This window comes from Allobosea sp. Root381 (assembly GCF_001429395.1).
Taxonomy (GTDB): Bacteria; Pseudomonadota; Alphaproteobacteria; order Rhizobiales; family Beijerinckiaceae; genus Allobosea.
In genome coordinates, this window is the sequence record NZ_LMJT01000016.1 from 118,167 (window position 1) to 134,529 (window position 16,363).

Annotated in this window: 19 protein-coding genes; 7 read left to right on the forward strand and 12 right to left on the reverse strand. The window is 66.5% G+C overall.

Features of this window, described 5'->3' with window-relative positions; translation table 11 throughout:
* Window positions 1-4 precede the first annotated feature (4 nt).
* Complete coding sequence (locus tag ASE63_RS15310) at window positions 5-445, forward strand: carbon monoxide dehydrogenase subunit G (protein ID WP_056802689.1); 441 nt, start codon at window positions 5-7, stop codon at window positions 443-445.
* On the opposite strand, the gene ASE63_RS15315 is transcribed toward ASE63_RS15310, so the two are convergent.
* The 6 genes from ASE63_RS15315 to ASE63_RS15340 all read right to left on the reverse strand — a co-directional run bounded on the left by ASE63_RS15315 (window position 423) and on the right by ASE63_RS15340 (window position 3,948).
* Entirely contained in the window at window positions 423-1,136 is a 714-nt protein-coding gene (locus tag ASE63_RS15315) for a protein-L-isoaspartate(D-aspartate) O-methyltransferase (RefSeq protein ID WP_056802692.1), read from the reverse strand. The genes ASE63_RS15310 and ASE63_RS15315 overlap by 23 nt on opposite strands.
* 80 nt (window positions 1,137-1,216) lie before the next feature.
* On the reverse strand, window positions 1,217-1,768 hold the full coding sequence (locus ASE63_RS15320; RefSeq protein WP_056802695.1) for a hypothetical protein: 552 nt from the start codon (window positions 1,766-1,768) through the stop codon (window positions 1,217-1,219).
* 94 nt (window positions 1,769-1,862) lie between these two features.
* On the reverse strand, window positions 1,863-2,054 hold the full coding sequence (locus tag ASE63_RS15325; RefSeq protein ID WP_056802699.1) for a hypothetical protein: 192 nt from the start codon (window positions 2,052-2,054) through the stop codon (window positions 1,863-1,865).
* An 82-nt stretch (window positions 2,055-2,136) separates the two neighbouring features.
* A complete protein-coding gene (locus ASE63_RS15330; RefSeq protein WP_056802703.1) occupies window positions 2,137-2,382 on the reverse strand; it encodes a hypothetical protein in 246 nt (81 codons plus the stop codon).
* A 148-nt stretch (window positions 2,383-2,530) separates the two neighbouring features.
* The gene (locus ASE63_RS15335; RefSeq protein WP_056802706.1) at window positions 2,531-3,157 is read right to left on the reverse strand and encodes an HAD family hydrolase; all 627 of its coding nucleotides are present in this window, start codon (window positions 3,155-3,157) and stop codon (window positions 2,531-2,533) included.
* A complete protein-coding gene (locus ASE63_RS15340; protein ID WP_056802709.1) occupies window positions 3,154-3,948 on the reverse strand; it encodes a DeoR/GlpR family DNA-binding transcription regulator in 795 nt (264 codons plus the stop codon). Before ASE63_RS15340 ends, ASE63_RS15335 begins: the two co-directional genes overlap by 4 nt.
* 151 nt (window positions 3,949-4,099) lie before the next feature.
* On the opposite strand from ASE63_RS15340, the gene ASE63_RS15345 reads away from it, so the two are divergent.
* The 6 genes from ASE63_RS15345 to ASE63_RS15370 all read left to right on the forward strand — a co-directional run bounded on the left by ASE63_RS15345 (window position 4,100) and on the right by ASE63_RS15370 (window position 10,705).
* On the forward strand, window positions 4,100-5,008 hold the full coding sequence (locus ASE63_RS15345) for a PfkB family carbohydrate kinase (protein ID WP_056802712.1): 909 nt from the start codon (window positions 4,100-4,102) through the stop codon (window positions 5,006-5,008).
* 173 nt (window positions 5,009-5,181) lie between these two features.
* On the forward strand, window positions 5,182-6,588 hold the full coding sequence (locus tag ASE63_RS15350) for a class II fructose-bisphosphate aldolase (protein ID WP_056802715.1): 1,407 nt from the start codon (window positions 5,182-5,184) through the stop codon (window positions 6,586-6,588).
* A gap of 88 nt (window positions 6,589-6,676) precedes the next feature.
* Window positions 6,677-7,957, forward strand: coding sequence for an ABC transporter substrate-binding protein (locus tag ASE63_RS15355; RefSeq protein ID WP_082609971.1), 1,281 nt, complete (start codon window positions 6,677-6,679; stop codon window positions 7,955-7,957).
* Window positions 7,958-8,127: 170 nt separating this feature from the next.
* Window positions 8,128-9,021 carry a sugar ABC transporter permease gene (locus ASE63_RS15360; RefSeq protein ID WP_056802723.1) on the forward strand — a complete coding sequence of 298 codons (894 nt, stop codon included), beginning with the start codon at window positions 8,128-8,130 and terminating at the stop codon, window positions 9,019-9,021.
* Between the two features lie 14 nt (window positions 9,022-9,035).
* Window positions 9,036-9,899, forward strand: a complete 864-nt coding sequence (locus tag ASE63_RS15365) for a carbohydrate ABC transporter permease (RefSeq protein WP_056802726.1) — start codon at window positions 9,036-9,038, stop codon at window positions 9,897-9,899.
* Window positions 9,900-9,940: 41 nt separating this feature from the next.
* Window positions 9,941-10,705: an SDR family oxidoreductase gene (locus ASE63_RS15370; RefSeq protein ID WP_200962571.1), complete on the forward strand. Its 765-nt coding sequence runs from the start codon at window positions 9,941-9,943 to the stop codon at window positions 10,703-10,705.
* Window positions 10,706-10,787: 82 nt separating this feature from the next.
* Here ASE63_RS15370 and ASE63_RS15375 read toward each other — a convergent pair whose 3' ends face one another.
* From ASE63_RS15375 to ASE63_RS15400, 6 genes are all read right to left on the reverse strand, one after another.
* Window positions 10,788-10,982, reverse strand: a complete 195-nt coding sequence (locus ASE63_RS15375) for a hypothetical protein (protein WP_156410382.1) — start codon at window positions 10,980-10,982, stop codon at window positions 10,788-10,790.
* A gap of 531 nt (window positions 10,983-11,513) precedes the next feature.
* Window positions 11,514-12,173, reverse strand: a complete 660-nt coding sequence (locus tag ASE63_RS15380; RefSeq protein ID WP_082609972.1) for an SCO family protein — start codon at window positions 12,171-12,173, stop codon at window positions 11,514-11,516.
* A gap of 1 nt (window position 12,174) precedes the next feature.
* Window positions 12,175-13,293, reverse strand: a complete 1,119-nt coding sequence (locus tag ASE63_RS15385) for an MBL fold metallo-hydrolase (RefSeq protein WP_056802728.1) — start codon at window positions 13,291-13,293, stop codon at window positions 12,175-12,177.
* A 193-nt stretch (window positions 13,294-13,486) separates the two neighbouring features.
* Complete coding sequence (locus ASE63_RS15390; protein WP_082609973.1) at window positions 13,487-14,755, reverse strand: YeeE/YedE family protein; 1,269 nt, start codon at window positions 14,753-14,755, stop codon at window positions 13,487-13,489.
* Between the two features lie 34 nt (window positions 14,756-14,789).
* On the reverse strand, window positions 14,790-15,731 hold the full coding sequence (locus ASE63_RS15395; protein WP_156410383.1) for a sulfurtransferase: 942 nt from the start codon (window positions 15,729-15,731) through the stop codon (window positions 14,790-14,792).
* Between the two features lie 199 nt (window positions 15,732-15,930).
* Window positions 15,931-16,363: TOBE domain-containing protein (locus ASE63_RS15400; protein ID WP_156410384.1), on the reverse strand; the 433-nt coding region annotated here is incomplete at its 5' end.

The following is a 16,363-nucleotide window of genomic DNA, read 5'->3' on the forward strand; positions in this document are numbered from 1 at the left end:
TGCCATGGACATCACCGGCGAACACCGCATCGCGGTTCCGCGCGAAGCGGTATGGGCCGCGCTCTTCGACATCGAGATGCTGAAGGGCTGCATACCCGGCTGCAAGGAGCTGGAGCAGAATTCCCCGACCAGCTTCGTCGCCAAGGTGCAGCTCAAGATCGGCCCGGTATCGGCGACCTTTGCCGGCACGGTCGAGCTGCAGGACATCGACGCCCCGAATGGCTGCCGCATCATCGGCCAGGGCAATGGCGGCATCGCCGGCTTCGCCAAGGGAGGCGCTGCCGTGAAGCTCGTCGCGGATGGCGAGGAAACGGTTCTCAGCTACGACGCGAAGGCTGAGATCGGAGGCAAGATCGCCGCGCTGGGCAGCCGCCTCGTGCAGGCGACGGCGCGCAAGCTTGCCGACCAGTTTTTCTCGGCCTTCACCGAGCGGCTGAAGGCGTAGGCCGGCCGGGCCGCGGTCGCTCCGTGTCCGGCCGGACCCAGGCTTCCTCGCCGATCAGCGGCACGAAGCGCACCGCGGCCAGATCATCCTGCGTCGCGAAGTCCGTCGCGCTGCGGCGCGTAATCTTGACGAGGCTCTGGCCGGCGTTCTCGTCCCCGACCGGCATGACGAGCCGGCCGCCGATCGCGAGCTGGTCCTTCAGGGCCTGCGGCACCGATGGACCTCGGGCCGAGACGATGATGGCGTCGAAGGGGGCGGCTTCCGGCCAGCCCCTCGTGCCGTCGCCGGCCCGCAGCCGGACATTGTCGTAGCCGAGCCCTGCGAGCCGCCGTTGCGCCTGCTCGACAAGCGCAGGGTGGCGCTCGATGCCATGGACCTTGCCGGCGATGCGGCTGAGGATTGCGGCGGCGTATCCGGAGCCGGCGCCGACTTCGAGCACCGAGTCGCCCGGCTTTACCTGCGCGGCCTCGATCATCAGCGCGACCACGAAGGGTTGCGAGATCGTCTGCCCCTCGCCGATCGGCAGCGGCGAATCCCTATAGGCGAACTCCTCTAGGCCCTTCCGGAGGAAGGCCTCCCGCGGGACCGCCCGCATGGCCGTGAGCACAGCAGGGTCGCGGATGCCGCGTCCCTCGATCTGGTTCGCCACCATATGGCGGCGTGCGCGCGTGAAATCAGCGATGTCGAGCATGGCCGGTCCCCGGTCTGGCTGCGAGAGCTGCCTGGAGGCGCCGGACCGCAGGCATGCCGCCAAGCGGCGCCTTGGCGCTATCAGGTCACGTCCGACCATGTCGGCGGGGCGTAGGGGCCGCTGGCCTCGTCGAAGCGCGTCCAGCCTCCACGCTCATATTCGGCGCGGCGCAGTTCGGTGTCGATCGGCTCCGCGCCGTTCATGATCTTCTCGATGGTCGGGACATGGCTATCGGTCGTGCGGACTGCGACGACGGCCCCGCCACGGCGAACGGTCTCGGCCAGGAAATTCGCATCCTGGTCGCTAAGGCCGGCGGAGGTCATCGAGCCAATCAGGCTGCCTGCGGCGGCACCTGCGGTGGCGCCGGCCGCAAGGGTTCCGAAAACCCAGCCGGCCGCAACGACCGGCCCGATCCCCGGAACGGGCAGGGAGGCCAAGCCCGCGACGAGACCTGCCACGCCGCCGATGCCGCCGCCGATCTGGGCGCCGCCCGCGGCCCCTTCCGCCGTCTCGCCCGCATAGTAGCCGATGATGCTGACGTCATCCGGAGAGACGCCCGCGGCCTCCAGCCGCATGACGGCGGTCTGGGCGTCAGCGGCGGTTTCGTAGGAACGTGAAACTGTGCTGGTCATCCGCCCACCTCCCTGAAGGGCATATCCTGGCGAACCCGCGATCGCAGCTCTTGTTCCGCCGGCGGTTTCGACAGGCGCCTCGCCGCTGCGGCCTTCAAGCCATCGAGCCGATGACGACCATCGCGAGCGCGTCGACGTCGATCTCGCCTTCGACGATGACCCTGTCTCCGTCGCGGCGCACCTTGAGCTTCAACGGTCGCTCCGCTGCCTGCCGCTCGAGCTCCTCGATCAATCCTTCGACCGCCTTCGCCTCTAGCGGCTGCTGGATCTGGTCCTGATGCGCCATCGGGCTCTCCTCGTCCTGGCTGCTTTCGGCCGCCGACAGCTCGCTTCGATAGGAGCTGTCTCGCCTTTGCTCTCGAGCCGGATCAATCCTTCTCGAGCTTGCCCAGGTTCCCCGGCAATCCCGAGAAGGGCAGGTCGTCCGGCCGCAGCAGCCCGTCGGCCGGCTCGGGGCCGTGGCTGTTCTCGCCCTTGTGCTCTTCGTTCCAGCGCCCGATCTCGGCGGTGAGCTGACGGAACTCCTCAGCTTCTGCGGACCCGCCGGGAGCATCGCTCAAGGCGCTCGCACGCTCGACGGCAGCGCGGTACTCGTCTCGGCTGGAAATCATCATGGAGCCGCTTTCGACAAGGTTGGCGGGCTTGTCGTTGGCGGGCTTGTCGATTGAACCGAGCGGCGGCGCCGTTGTTCCGTGGCAAGCGGGAACGGTTTCGGGAAACCTCCCGGAGAAGGCAGAGTTAGCGGTTTGGTTCCGCGCGCCGTCAGCGAGCGTCCGGGGCCAGCGCCAGGCAGTGCGCGCTGTCGCCGAAGCCGTATTCGGCCCAATAGGCTTTCGCCCCGATATTGCGGGCGAAAAGCAGGTCGGTCGCCGTATCGCCGAGGACGAAGCTCTGCGTCGGCCCGGCGGCGCCGAAATGCGGCCGGACGGCCTCGTCGAAGGGGGCGGGATCGGGCTTGCGGGGCTTGCCCGGCTCGTCGCCGATCACCTGTTCGAAATGCCGCTCGATGTCGAAATGAGCGAGCGCCTGCCGCAGCGCCGGCACGTTCTTGTTGCTCACGACGAAACAGCGCCAGCCGCTGCCGCTGAGGTCCGCGAGCCCTTCGCGCACACCTGGGAAGAGTTCGGTGCGGGCGAGCCCTTCGCCGCCATTGTAGATCTCGCGGTAACGTGTGGCCCAGAGTTGCGCTTCGGCGGAACCGCCAGGCAGGCCGAGAAGCTGCGTGAACACCTCCGCTATCACGATGCCGCTGCCGATCGCGGCTTCGATCTCGGCCAAGGACGACGGCTCGCGGCCGAATGAGGCGAAGGTCTGCACGATGACGTGACGGACCGCGGCATGCGTGCTGCAGAGCGTGCCGTCGAAATCGATGATCGCGAGCTTGGTCATGCCGTCTTCGCTTTCGGCCGGGGCGGCGCGATGATGAGCTTGCAGCCTGCCTCGTGCAGCATCGCGACGATCTGTTGAGGCGGCGGCCGGTCGGTGATCAGGGTGTCGAGCTCGCTGACATGCGCGACCTTGCAGGTGGCGACGCGCGAGAACTTGGTGTGGTCGGCCAGCAGGATGCGGCGCCGCGCATTGCGGAACATGGCGCGCCCGACCAGAGCCTCGTCGTCTTTGTATTCGAGCAGGTTGCCCTCGGGATCGACGCCGCCGATGCTGGTCATGTGGAGGTCGCAGCGGAAGTGCTCGACCGCTGCCGCGGCTGCTGCGCCCGCCACGGCGCGGTTATGCCCCATCCATAACCCGCCGGTGACATGGATGACGACGCCGGGGCAGCGCTCGAGCGCGCTTGCGGCGGTGGTGCTGGTGGTGATGACGCGCAGGCCCGCCGGCGCGCGCTCGGCGATGGCCCTGGCGAGCGCATCGACGGTGGTGCCGGGCGTCATGAAAAGCGAGCTGCCGGGATTGACCAGCTCCGCCCCAGCCTGGCCGATCGCGGCCTTGCCGTCCGCGGTCTCGACATGGCGCAGGTCGTAATCGGCGTTGGCGGTGCTCCAGTTGGCGCTGGCGCCGCCATGATGCCGGCGGATCAGCCCTCGCTCCGACAGGTCCTGCAGGTCGCGCCGGAGCGTCTGCGGCGTCACCGCGAAGGTCGCGACCAGTTCCTCGATCGCGGCATAACCGCGCCGGGAGACGATCTCGACGATGTCGTGATGGCGCTTGCTCAGCTCGCTCATGCGCTCCGCCTAAGCGCTGTCCCGCCGGGCTGTCAAGGAGATGCGCGTTTCCGAAAGCTTTCGCTTGCGAAAAAGAATGGCTGATGCATCATCAGGGCGCATGCCGGCTCTAGATCGGCAGCCGAGGATACGCAAAGAGCAAGGGCAGGCGATGGCGCGCAAGATCATCTGCGTCGGCAACCTCGTGCTCGACGAGGTGTTTCAGGTCGAGGAGCTGCCGCGCTCCGGCATCAAGACGGGCGTGCTCGGCTACGAGAAGCGCTATGGCGGGCCGGCCGCGACGGCGGCCGTGGCGATCTGCCGTCTGGGCGGCCGCGCCGCCTATTGGGGGCGCATCGCCGCGGACCCGGCGGGGGAGGCCGGCGTCGCAGCCCTGCGCGAGCATGGCGTCGATTGCGATGGCGTTGCGGTGCTCCCGGAAGGCCGCACGCTGCGCGCCGTGCTCGTCGTCGATCTTCAGGGCGAGCGCATCATCATTTCCGACCGGCGCGGGCTGTCGCACGATCCTTCGGTGCTCCCGGACGATCCGCTCGACGGCGTCGGAGCCGTGCTGGTCGACAGTCGCTGGACTGCCGGCGCAGAGGTCGTGCTGGATCGGGCGCGCGCCGCCGGCATCGTCACCGTCCTCGACGCCGATGGCGGCGTTCCCGGGGAACTCCAACGCCTGATCGACAAGGCCGATCATGTCGTCTTCTCGAGCGAGGGCCTGCGCGATCATGTCGGGGAGGGCGATCCCGGCGCGCTGCTGCGACGCTGCGCCGGCGATTCCGGCCGCGTCTTCGCGGTGACGCGCGGCGCCGAAGGCAGTCTCTGGCTCGTCGATGGCGAGCTCGTCACAGTGCCGGCCTTTCCCGTCCGCGTGACCGACACGACCGGCTGCGGCGACGTCTTCCACGGCGTCTATGCACTCGGCCTTTGCGAGGGGCTCAATCCGCTTGAGGCGGCGCGCTTTGCCGCCGGCGCTGCGGCGATCAAGGCGGAGCGCGGCCGGGGCTGGGACGGCATGCCCGACCGCCAGGCGCTGGAGCGCATGCTGCACGGCGAGCCGGTGTTGGTGTGATTGAAAACGAAAATGGAGATTGCGATAACGAACTTTCTATGCATCATCTTCGCCAGCTGAGACGCCCTCCGCCAGGCGTGTCCTGCGGGAGGCGCGGGGTCCGCGGGGCGGACCGGACGTGCCCCTCTTAGGGCGTCGATATTTGCGTTTCGCCGTGAGGAAAGGTTGAGCCGATGGGCTATGCGACGATCCAGGACATCATCGCCGATCTGAAGGGGCTCGGCGTCCGCTTCGGCAGTTCGCGACCCGATTTCTCCGGCAGTCGCCGCCCGCCGGCAGCCGTGATCGACCGCTGGGCGGAGGCTGCGGCCCTGGCCGAGCCGCAGACCCGCAGCGTCGCGATCTGGGCGATCCGCGAGGCGGCGCTCGCCGCCGGCATCGTCCCGGCCTCGGTTCAGGAGCTCTATATCGCCCGCGCCGCCGAGAAATGGAGCGAGCGCACGGTGCCTGCGATGAATCTCCGTGGCTGGACCTATCGCACCTGCCGCGCCGTCTTCCGCGCCGCCAAGGCGACCGATGCGAAGCTCTTCATCTTCGAGCAGGCGGTCGGCGAGTGGCAATATGCCCAGCAGCCGCCGGCCGAATACACCGCCGGCGTGCTCGCCGCGGCGCTGCGCGAGGGGCATGAGGGCCCGGTCTTCCTCCAGGCCGACCACGACCAGATCAATGCCGAGGCCTATAAGCGCGACCCGAGGGCCGAGACCGCGCGGCTCGAGGCGATCATGCGAGAGCAGATCGCGGCCGGCTATTACAGCCTCGACATCGACGCCTCGACGGTGGTCGACCTGTCGCTGCCGAATGTGCGCGAGCAACAGCGCCTGAATGCCGAGATCACCGCCCATTTCACCGAATTCGTCCGCGGCATCGAGCCCGAGGGCGTGACGATCTCGCTCGGCGCCGAGATCGGCGAGGTCGGCCACGAGAACACCACGCCGGAAGAGCTGCGCGAGTTCATGGCGGTCTATCGCGAGGAGATCGACAAGCGCGGCAAGGATCTGGTGCCGGTCAGCAAGATCAGCATCAATTCCGGCACCTATCACGGCGGCAAGATGCAGCCGGACGGCGTACTGGCGCCCGTCGATGTCGACTACGCGCTGCTGGGCGAGATCTCGGATATCTGCCGCGCCTCCTTCGGCATGGGCGGGGCGGTCCAGCACGGCGCCTCGACGCTGCCGGGCGAGCAACTCGCCCTCTTCCCGAAGTCGGGCGCGATCGAGATCCATCTCGCGCTCGGCTTCAACAACCTGATCTTCGACCACCCGGCGCTGCCTGAGCCGATGAAGCAGCAGATCAGGGACTACACCTTCGGCAACCATGCCAAGGAGCGCGCGGCAGGCGAGAACGACACGCAGTTCCTCTACAATACCCGCAAGAAGTCCTGGAAGGTGATGAAGCAGGCCTTCTGGGAAATGCCGGAAGCGGCTCAGGACGAGATCATGGGAGCTCTTCAGGTGCGCTTCACCGACATGTTCAACTGGATGAACGTCGTCGGGACGAGCAAGCTGGTCGACGAGCACACCAAGGTCGCGAAGATCGCGCCGGAGGTTCCGGCCGCGCTGAAGGAGGCTGCTGCAGCCTGAAACGAGATGGCCGGCCCGGGAGCCTTATCCCGGGCAAGCAACGACAGAAACGCCGCGCAACGACGTGGCCGCACAGGGAGGACGGACGATGGATCGGCAGAGGAGAATACTGTCCGCGACGCTCGGAGCGCTGGCACTTGCGGGCATGGTCGGGCTTCCGGGCGCGGCTCAGGCCCAGCAGAAGGAAGTGCGCTGGGGCCAGTGGAAGGGCACCGAGGTCGGCGAGAAATTCATGGCCGAGCTCAAGGCCGCCTTCGAGAAGGACCACCCGGACATCAAGCTGGTGCCGGTCGACTCCCCCTTCACCGGCTTCCACGACCGCGCGATCGTGCTGCACCAGGCCAAGAAACTGCCCGACGTGTTGATGGTCCAGGTCGACTGGGTCGCGGAATTCGCCGATCTCGGCATGATCGCGCCGATCGACGACCGCATCGCCAAGGAGCCGAAGGAGTTCTACGCCGGCATCCCGACGACCTTCCACCAGAAGTGGCGCGACAAGCAGTATTACCTGCCGGTCGAGAGCGGCGCAGTCGCGCTGTTCTACAACACCGACCTGTTCAAGGCCGCCGGCCTTTCCGGCCCGCCCAAGACCTGGGACGAGTTCGCCGACTACGCGCGCAAGCTGACCAACGCCGACAAGCGCCAGTTCGCCGTGACGGGCACGCTCCAGGGCGAGCCGCCGACCAACATGACCTACGAGATCTACCCGCTCCTGCTGCAGGGCGGCGCCAAGCTGATCGACGTCCCCAGCCGCAAGGCCGTGTTCAACAGTCCCGAGGGCGTCGCGGCGGTCGAGTGGTATATCGAGCGGATCAACAAGGACAAGATTTCGGTTCCCGGCGTGCTCTCCAATGGCGAGCGTGAGAAGCGTGCCAATTTCGCGACCGGCAACATCGCGATGATGTTCGAGGGCCCCTGGGGCATCGCGATCCAGAAGCAGCTCAATCCGAAGCTGAACTACGACATCGCGCCGCTGCCCGCCGGCAAGGCACCCGGCACCATGGTCCGCGGCTCGCTCAACGCCCTGACCTCCCAAGCGCAGGACAACGACGCCGCCTGGACCTTCATGCGCTGGCTCTCCGGCCCGACCGGGAACGCGATCTGGGCGAAGGGTACCGGTTCCTTCCCGGCGCGGACGGACGTCACGGCGCAGGACTGGTTCAAGGAGCAGAAGCTGTTCCAGGCGTTCGTCACGCAGATGGCGCAGCCGAACGCTGAATCACCGTTCCTGATGATGCCGAACGCGGTCCAGATGAACAAGGTCATGTCGACTGAGATGCAGAACGCCGTGCAGGGCAAGAAGACCGCCAAGCAGGCGCTCGACGATGCCGCGGCGGAATGGAACAAGGTCCTGGCCGCGGCGAAGTGATTGCCGCAAGCAATGACCACTTCTTGCGGCTGACCGCGTCTTCGCGGCGGTCCCGCATCTCCCAAGACGATCCACGCTGAGGCGCGCCGGCGCGCGCCTCTTCCCCGTCGCAGAGCATCGTCCCTGTCCGGCGCAGCCGGGCAGGGCAGGCTCGCATCGATCGGTGAGACATGCTGCTGGCGCTGAAACGACGTTACCGTGAAGAAGTCCTGGCCATTTCCTTCCTCTGGCCGGCTCTGCTCGTGCTGTGCGGGCTGCTGCTCTACCCGCTCGCCGACGTCGTTCGCCTGAGCTTCTACGAAAGCAATCTGCAGAAGGAAGTCTGGGTCGGGTTCGGCAACTACATCGCGCTGTTCAACGACCCGCTGTTCTGGAAGTCGTTCTGGCAGACGGTGGTCTTCACCGCCTTCAGCGTGGCGCTGCACCTCGTCATCGGCCTTGCGCTGGCGCTGCTGCTCAACATGCGCCTCGACCCGGTCTTCCGCGCCCTGGCACGCGGCCTGCTGATCGTCCCGTGGCTGCTCGCGCCGACGGTGGCGGGCATGATCTGGGTGCTGATGCTGGCGCCGTTCGGCATCATCAACGGCATGCTGTCCTCGGTTGGGCTGATCGACGCGAACTTCGCCGTCTCCTGGCTCGGCGACACCTCGACGGCGCTCGGCTCCGTCACCGCGATGAATGTCTGGCGTGCCTTCCCCTTCTTCATGGTGATGCTGCTGGCCGGCCTGCAGGCGATCCCGAAGCAGCTCTACGAGGCGGCGTCCATCGACGGCGCCACCCTCTGGCACCAGTTCTGGCACATCACCCTGCCGCAGCTGCGCAGCGTCATCACCACGATCGTGCTGCTCGACTCGATCTGGACCTTCCGCGCCTTCGACCCGGTCTTCGTGATGACGGGCGGCGGGCCGGCGCATGCCTCGGAGGTGCTGGCGACGGCGATCTACTTCGACGGCTTCCAGAAGCTGCGCTTCGGCTACGCCTCGGCGCAGGCGATGGTGATGTTCCTCGTGCTCTTCATCGTCAGCGCCTTCTATGTGCGCCGCGCGATGAACGCCAATCAGTAAGCGGGAGGATACCGATGCAAACCGTGCTGATGGGCCATCTGGGCTTGCGCCGCCGCGAACGACTGATCAACGCCGTCGCCTATCTCTGCCTCATCGTCGCGATCGTGATCGTCTTCATCCCGCTGCTCTGGATGCTGAGTGTCTCGTTCCGGCCGAACATCGAGGTCATGCGGATGCCGCCGACCTGGCTGCCCGAGGTCTTCACGCTCGAGGGCTATGCTAAGATCTTCAGCAACCCGCGTTATCTGCTGGTGTTCTTCAACACCGCGCTGGTCTCGCTGCTGGTGACGCTGATCTCGCTCTTCCTCGGCGCGATGGCCGCCTATGCGCTGGCGCGCTTCAAATTCGCGGGCCAGCGCACGGTGCTGATGTTCCTCATCACCACGCAGATGTTCCCGCTGGTGCTGCTCTGCATTCCCTATTTCCGCATCTTCATCTCACTGGGGCTCTACGACACCCGCACCTCGCTGGTGATCGTCTACCTGACCTTCACCCTGCCGTTCTGCGTGCTGATGCTGCGCAGCTATTTCCTGAACATTCCGCGCGACATCGAGGAGGCGGCGATGGTCGACGGCTGCTCGCGGCTCGGCGCGATCTTCCGGACGCTGGTGCCGATCTCCTATCCAGCCTTCATCGGCGCGGGGCTCTACACCTTCCTTCTGGCCTGGAACGAGTTCCTCTTCGCGGTGGTGCTGATCGAGTCCTGGGAAAACCGCGTGCTGACCATGGCGATCTACAGCCTGATGGCCGAGTTCGTGACCGACTGGAATGCGATGATGGCCTTCTCCGTGCTCGCCAGCCTGCCGCTGGTGATGGTCTTCATATTCCTGCAGCGATACATGGTGCAGGGCATGACGGCCGGCGCGCTGACCTCCTGACGGCCGGCACGGCCCCTATCCGACGACGAAGGGAAGAAACGATGATCGACGACCTCAAGGGCAAGCGCATATTGGTGATCGGCTCCAGCACCGGCATCGGCGCCGCGGTGGCGAAGGCCTATGCCGAGCTCGGCGCCAAGGTGGCGGTGCACTACAACAGCAGCCGCGACCAGGCGCAGGCGCTGGTTAAGGAGATCGAAGGGGCAGGGGGGCATGCCATCCTCGTCGGCGGGGACGTCTCGCAGACCAGGGGCGCGACGAAGGTCGTCGACGAGGCAGCCGCCGGGCTCGGCGGGCTCGACGTGCTCGTCAACAATGCCGGCGCGCTGCTCAAGCGGGCGCGGCTCGGCGAGATCGACGATGCGCTCTACGATCAGGTGCTGGACCTTAACGTCCGCTCGGTGGTGATGGCCTCACAGGCTGCGCTGCCGCATCTGCGCAAGGCCGGCGGCGGCAGCATCATCCACACCTCGTCGGTCGCGGCCCGCAATGGCGGCGGCCCCGGCGCGCTGCTCTACGCAAGCGCTAAAGCCTTCGTCGGCAATGCCGTCCGCAACATGGCCAAGGAACTGGTCGGTGATCGTATCCGTGTCAACGGCGTCGCGCCTGGCGTCATCACCACGCCCTTCCATGAGCGTTACTCGACGCCGGAGATGCTGGAGACGATGCGCAAGACCATTCCCATGGCCGTACTGGGCACGCCGGAGGATTGCGTCGGCGCCTATGTCTTCCTCGCCTCGAACAAGATGAGCGGCTACGTCACCGGCCAGATCATCGAGGTCAATGGTGGCCAGTTGATGCCGTGACGAGAGCGTTTTCACGCATTTTCTTCGCGTGAACCGGTACCCAGGTCGCTTGAAAACGCCCTGGCCCGCGTAGGGACGCCGTTCAGGCGGCCCTGCGACGCGGCCGTGCGGCGTCGCGTTCAGCGACGGCACGCCTCGCCTGCTCCACGGAGCGGAACGTCCGACCGTCGAAGCTGTCGAAGGCGGGCTGTGAGGAGAAGAAGCGGAAATGACCGCTCGAGCCGACGACAATGCCGGCGGCTTCGTCCTGGACCTCGATGACGATGGCTTGAGACATGGGAGTTCCTTCGCCGATCGCTCGGCGCCTTATGCATCGCATGTGATGGAAAGACCGGGGCGTCAGCCGCAGCGGGAGCACGGCACTGGCACCATCAACAGCGCGTGGAACGCACGAAGGCCGAAAGGCGAAGCAGGTTTCGAACGACGAGATCGAGAACAATAATCATGGCGTGTCTCCGGCAGAGGAGCCCACGATGGCATCGTGGTGCTTTTAGCATTGGTGACGCGGTGCAAGCTGCTCCAGCAAATCCCGCGAATGATCAGAAACGGCGCCGATCAATACAGTGAATATTATCGATCCCGCTGAATCGGTCAATGAAATCGCTTTTCAAACATCGGTGTGATCGAGGGAGAATGCCCCTCTATGATCTGTTCCGATCGTGTCGAAATGCTCTTCTGATCATTCAGGAGCGCAAGCGACGAAGCAATCCAGAGGCGGCAGCGTTCTACGCCACCTGGATTGCTTCGCTGCGCTCACAACGACGGTGCGGGTTCGAGCCAGCGTGACCGGCTTTCTCTCCAACTCGCCTCAGTTCGGCTTCCCGCGCGGCAGATGCGAGCGGATGATGGTCAGCATGCGCTCTGCCGGCGTGTTCGGCGGAAAGAAGCCGAGATAGCGGCCCTCGGCATCGAGCAGATAGACATAGGCGCTGTGGTCGACGGTGTAGTCGCCGCCACCGGTCTCGACCTTCTCGTAGAAGACCTTGTAGGCGTCCGCCGCGGCGCGGATCGCATCATGGCTGCCCGTCAGCCCGATCAGACGCGGATGGAACAGCGGCACGTATTCGGCGAGATGGGCAGCGGTGTCGCGCTCGGGATCGATCGTGATGAAGACCGGCTGGATGATCTCGCCTGCCGGTCCGAGCTGGTCGAGCGCCCGACCGATCTCGACGAGATCGGTCGGGCAGATGTCGGGGCAATAGGTGAAGCCGAAATAGACCAGCATCATCTTGCCGCGGAAGTCGGCTTCCGTGCGCGGCTTGCCGCTGTGGTCGGTCAGCGAAAATGGTCCGCCGACCGGCTCGCGGTTCCACATCAGCACGTCCATCAGCTCGGCTGCCGAGCGGCGCGCCGGCTCCTGCGCGCGCACCAGCCCCGAGCCGACCACTGCGAACAGCAGCGCGAAGGCCAGCGCGAGCGCCAGATGCCAAAGCGTGACCGGCCAGGGGGAGCGGCTGCGCGCGCGCATCTCAGGCCGAGAAGACGATGCGGCTGCCGGTCGTCGGGACGATGACGTGCTCGGGCAACTGCGCCTGCGCCTCGAGCGCAAAGTTGAGCCCGCTGCAATGCATGGGGATCACGACATCGGGCTTCAGCTTCCCGATCTCGGCGACGACCTGCTGCAGGTAGTCCTTCGGCGCCGGCCCTAGATGGAATCCGCCGACCACCGCATGGACCTTCTCGACGCCGGAGACCTCCTGCGCCTGCCGCACCGAATTGACGATGCCGACATGGCCGCAGGACGAGATCACGACCAGGCCCTTGCCCTTGATGTTGAAGCAGGTGGCGTGCTCGTGGACATGCTCGTCGGGGATCGGCTTGCCGGCGAGTTCGGCCGCGCTGTAATGGCCGGCATCGCAGCCGAGCCCGTCCTTGATGCCGCGCTCGACGAAGGTGTTCGGCAGGATGCGCTCGATCGAGCGGCGCTTGATCTGCCCGGTGGTGAAGGCGTGACCGGCGACGACGGTCGGCGTCTCGCAGAGCACGGTCGTCACCTTCTGGGCGACGAGCTCGCGCCGGTCGAGCTGGCCGAAATCGGTGAACTGGCCCTGCACCGCACTCGGGCTGACGCGATGGCAGAAATTGTCCTCGCCGCCGGCATAGAGCTTGAGATCCGGCGCCAGCGCCTCGCGATACTTTGCCAGGAAGCCGTTCAGCCCGCCGTAATGGTCATGGTGGCCGTGGCTGACGATCAGCGCATCGACCTTGGTCGGATCGACCTTGAGGATGCCGATATTGTTCAGCAACGCGTCGGCGCTGTAGCCGAAGTCGAGCAGGATGTTGCGGGTCTCGGCCTCGCGCTGCGATTCCAGGAAGAGCGACAGGCCCCACTGGTTGTGAAGCACCTGCCGGTAGTCGGCGCCGCGGCCGGAGCCCGGCGGGATGTGCTGCACGCCCTGCACGCTCTGCGGCTTGAGGAACTGGTCATGGGCCGAGTCGATCAGAACGCGCATCGCCAGCCGGTCGACGGTCGGCACCTGGATTGGGGCCGCGCTGGCGATCTCGACGCAGGCGAAGCCGCCGGTCGCGCCGGCCGCGAAGGCCGCGGCTCCTTTCAGGAATGAGCGGCGTTGGATCTGGTCTGACATTTTGGCCCCCGGCAGCGCGTATCGAGCGGCGAACGCCGCGGGGCGATCCTAACGTCAGCGGGCGAGGGAGAGTTTCCGTTGTTTGCCCGATGGTTGGGAGGTTGATTTACCCGCCGCAGCGGCGTTGGAAAAAAACCATCTCGGGTCGCGGGAGGACGCGGGGTCGCTATTGCTCCGCGCCCTTGATTCCAGCTCAGCCGAGCAGGCCCAGCCTGCGTCCGAGCTTCAGCGTCACCGTCGTTCCGAGCAGCAGGGCGAGGCCGAAGACCCAGCCCGAAAGCGCTCCCGCCGAGATGCCCGACAGCAGCGTGCCGACCGTGCAGCCGAGCCCGATCACCGTGCCCCAGCCAAGCAGCGCGCCACCGATCAGCCCGCGCAGCACATGACCAGTATCCGGCAGCTTCGGCTTGAACTCGCCCGCTGCGAGCGCTGCCGCGAAGGCCGCGAGCACCACCCCTCCGATGAACAGCCCGTTTGGCGTCAGCAGCGCGTCGCGGATGACGGTCGCACAGCCGCGGAAGCTGTCGAGCCCTTCGAGCCGCGAGGGCAACAGTTGAAGCTCCGTCGCGAGCTGCCGGGAGCGCGAGCCGATCTCGGCGGTGACGCCGAGCGGCAAGAGCCGGAGATAGGCGGCGACGCCGATCAGTCCGACGAGGAGCCCGCCGAGCCAGGCCGGCCAGCGCCGGGTGAACACGGCCACCAGCGGATCGCTGGGCGGTTGCTGCGCCTCCTGCACCGGCCTGCCGGTCTGCAGGAGCAGCCAGGCGAGGGCGGCGAGCAGGGCAAGGCTCGCAAGCAACGCGCCGCCATAGCCGAGATGGCGCGGCAGCCACAGCACCGGCGAGTCGACGATGCTCCAGAGGTAGAGATCGTTCCAGCTCAGGAAGCCGAGGATAAAGCCGCCGACCGCGCCAATGAGCGCGAAGGGCGAGGTCGGCGAGCCCTCGCCGAGCCGGTAAAGATGGGCGCTGATGCAGGAGCCGGAAATCGCCATGCCCGCCCCGAAGGCGAGCCCGCCGAGCACGAGAGCCGGGCCGACCGGGCCGATATGCGCCGTCGGCGGCAGCCTCGTGCCGCTCGGGTCCGGCAGCCAGGCGCCGTAGATCAGCGTGTAGCCGGTGATGCCGACGGCGAGCGCGGTCACGATGCCGAGCAGCCCGCGCGCATCGCGCCGGTCGAGCCAGTCCTTCCAGATGCAGAAGAAGCAGAAGCGCGAGCGCTGCAGCACGAAACCGAAGGCAGCGCCCAGGATCAGGGAGAGCTGCAGCTGGGTCGCCGGCTCGCCATGAATTCCGACGAGATGGATGGCGGTCGCGAGCGCCAGCGTGACGGCGGTCGCGACGGCGAACCGCCAGGGCGGCACCGCCAGAACGGCGGAAGCCGCATCGGGGGAGCCCGATGCGGCGGCGATCTCGCGCGCCCGATGGTAGTCGAGTGCGCCGCTGTCGTCCGAGATGCTCATGGGTGCGAGCGGTTCGGCCGGTTCATTAGCAGGTTCACTTGCCGCCCCAGACCGTGCCGGCCGGGTTCGAGATCGGCAGGCCGACGACGTTGCCGTATTCGGTCCAGGAACCGTCGTAATTGGCGACCTGATAGCCGAGCACGCGGGACAGGATGAACCAGGTATGGCTCGAGCGTTCGCCGATGCGGCAGGTCGTGATCACCGGCTTGGAGCCGTCGATGCCGACATTGGCGTAGAGCTTCTTGAGCTCTTCGGGCGACTTCAGCGTGCCGTCGGCCTGATTGACGGCCTGCCCCCAGGGCACGTTGACCGAGCCGGGGATATGGCCGGCGCGCAGCGCCAGTTCCTGGAAGCCGGCGGGCGCGATGATCTTGCCCGAGAACTCGTCCGGCGAGCGGATGTCGAGGATGCGGGCATCCGACTTCTTCTCGACCGTGGCGACGACGTCGGCGAGACGGGCGCGCAGCTTGCGGTTGGGCTCGGCGACGGTGAAGGTCGAGGCCTTGGCAGCGGCCGGATTGGTCGAGACCGGGCGCTTCTCCAACTCCCACTTCTTGCGGCCGCCATCGAGCAGCTTCACGTTGTCGCGCAGGCCGTAGATGTCGAACACCCAGGCGCCCCATGCGGCGAACCAGTTGTTGCTGTCGCCGTAGAGGACGATCGTCGTGTCCTTGTCGACGCCGAGCTTGCGGGCCAGCGCCTGGAACTTCTCCGGCTTGGCGATGTCGCGCTCGACGGTATCGACGAGGTCCGTGTGCCAGACGATGTTCTGGGCGCCCGGAATGTGGCCGCGCTCGAACAGGCCGGGCTCGACGCTCACCTCGACGATGCGGACCTTGGGGTTCTCGAGATTCTTCTCCAGCCAATCGGTGCTGACGAGCGCGTCCGACTGGGCCAGCGCAGGGCTGCTCGCGACCAGGGTAAAGGCGAAAGCTGCCAGCGACCTGCGCAGCCTGGGAAGAAACGACATGGACATCTGCTCCGATGCGGCCGGGCCTCAGCCAAGAGGTCCGACCTGTAACTTTGGGGAAGCAGATGATTGAATCGTTCGAAGGGTCAGGATAGCCGAATAGATTTTTTTTGTTCTACGAGGCGGAAAAATTCTTCCATTGAGGAAATTGCCGGAGAGAGAAGAAAAATTCTCCTCTCGTGCTTTGGCCGTCGTCGCGTGAATTTCACGCTGTTGCGAAGGCTGTTGCGTGAGTGATCTTCACGCGGACGCGTTCACCGATKGCGGGCGCGAGTTGTGATGTGAGGTCGAGGTCGAGGCGTTTGGCGAGGCCTGCGACGGTGATTTCGGCGCGGCGGAGGGGGCCGGTTCGGCGGACCTGCTCGACGATTCCGGGGATCGAGAGCGGGGCCTCGTCGACGAGCTTGAGATGGTGGGGGCGGACATAGAGCGCGGCCGGGCCACCCTGGTTCTGGGAGAGGCCGCCGAGGACGGGGCGGTCATCGAGGAAGGCCTGGCTGCCGACGATCCTGACGGGCAGGCGGTTGGCCTCGCCGAGGAACTCGCAGACGAAGGGTGTGGCGGGGTGGTCGTAGACGTCGTCGGGGGTGCCGACCTGTTCGAGGCGGCCCTCATGCAGGATGGCGACGCGGTCGGCG

Excerpts from the sequence above, each read along its gene's own strand:
- ASE63_RS15340 (WP_056802709.1), bottom strand. The coding sequence starts at position 3,948 with ATGAGCGAGCTGAGCAAGCGCCATCACGACATCGTCGAGATCGTCTCC.
- ASE63_RS15320 (WP_056802695.1), bottom strand. The coding sequence starts at position 1,768 with ATGACCAGCACAGTTTCACGTTCCTACGAAACCGCCGCTGACGCCCAG.
- ASE63_RS15350 (WP_056802715.1), top strand. The coding sequence starts at position 5,182 with ATGGGCTATGCGACGATCCAGGACATCATCGCCGATCTGAAGGGGCTC.
- ASE63_RS15325 (WP_056802699.1), bottom strand. The coding sequence starts at position 2,054 with ATGGCGCATCAGGACCAGATCCAGCAGCCGCTAGAGGCGAAGGCGGTC.
- ASE63_RS15355 (WP_082609971.1), top strand. The coding sequence starts at position 6,677 with ATGGATCGGCAGAGGAGAATACTGTCCGCGACGCTCGGAGCGCTGGCA.
- ASE63_RS15330 (WP_056802703.1), bottom strand. The coding sequence starts at position 2,382 with ATGATGATTTCCAGCCGAGACGAGTACCGCGCTGCCGTCGAGCGTGCG.
- ASE63_RS15365 (WP_056802726.1), top strand. The coding sequence starts at position 9,036 with ATGCAAACCGTGCTGATGGGCCATCTGGGCTTGCGCCGCCGCGAACGA.
- ASE63_RS15395 (WP_156410383.1), bottom strand. The coding sequence starts at position 15,731 with ATGTCCATGTCGTTTCTTCCCAGGCTGCGCAGGTCGCTGGCAGCTTTC.
- ASE63_RS15390 (WP_082609973.1), bottom strand. The coding sequence starts at position 14,755 with ATGAGCATCTCGGACGACAGCGGCGCACTCGACTACCATCGGGCGCGC.
- ASE63_RS15335 (WP_056802706.1), bottom strand. The coding sequence starts at position 3,157 with ATGACCAAGCTCGCGATCATCGATTTCGACGGCACGCTCTGCAGCACG.
- ASE63_RS15345 (WP_056802712.1), top strand. The coding sequence starts at position 4,100 with ATGGCGCGCAAGATCATCTGCGTCGGCAACCTCGTGCTCGACGAGGTG.
- ASE63_RS15385 (WP_056802728.1), bottom strand. The coding sequence starts at position 13,293 with ATGTCAGACCAGATCCAACGCCGCTCATTCCTGAAAGGAGCCGCGGCC.
- ASE63_RS15375 (WP_156410382.1), bottom strand. The coding sequence starts at position 10,982 with ATGTCTCAAGCCATCGTCATCGAGGTCCAGGACGAAGCCGCCGGCATT.
- ASE63_RS15360 (WP_056802723.1), top strand. The coding sequence starts at position 8,128 with ATGCTGCTGGCGCTGAAACGACGTTACCGTGAAGAAGTCCTGGCCATT.
- ASE63_RS15315 (WP_056802692.1), bottom strand. The coding sequence starts at position 1,136 with ATGCTCGACATCGCTGATTTCACGCGCGCACGCCGCCATATGGTGGCG.
- ASE63_RS15380 (WP_082609972.1), bottom strand. The coding sequence starts at position 12,173 with ATGCGCGCGCGCAGCCGCTCCCCCTGGCCGGTCACGCTTTGGCATCTG.
- ASE63_RS15310 (WP_056802689.1), top strand. The coding sequence starts at position 5 with ATGGACATCACCGGCGAACACCGCATCGCGGTTCCGCGCGAAGCGGTA.
- ASE63_RS15370 (WP_200962571.1), top strand. The coding sequence starts at position 9,941 with ATGATCGACGACCTCAAGGGCAAGCGCATATTGGTGATCGGCTCCAGC.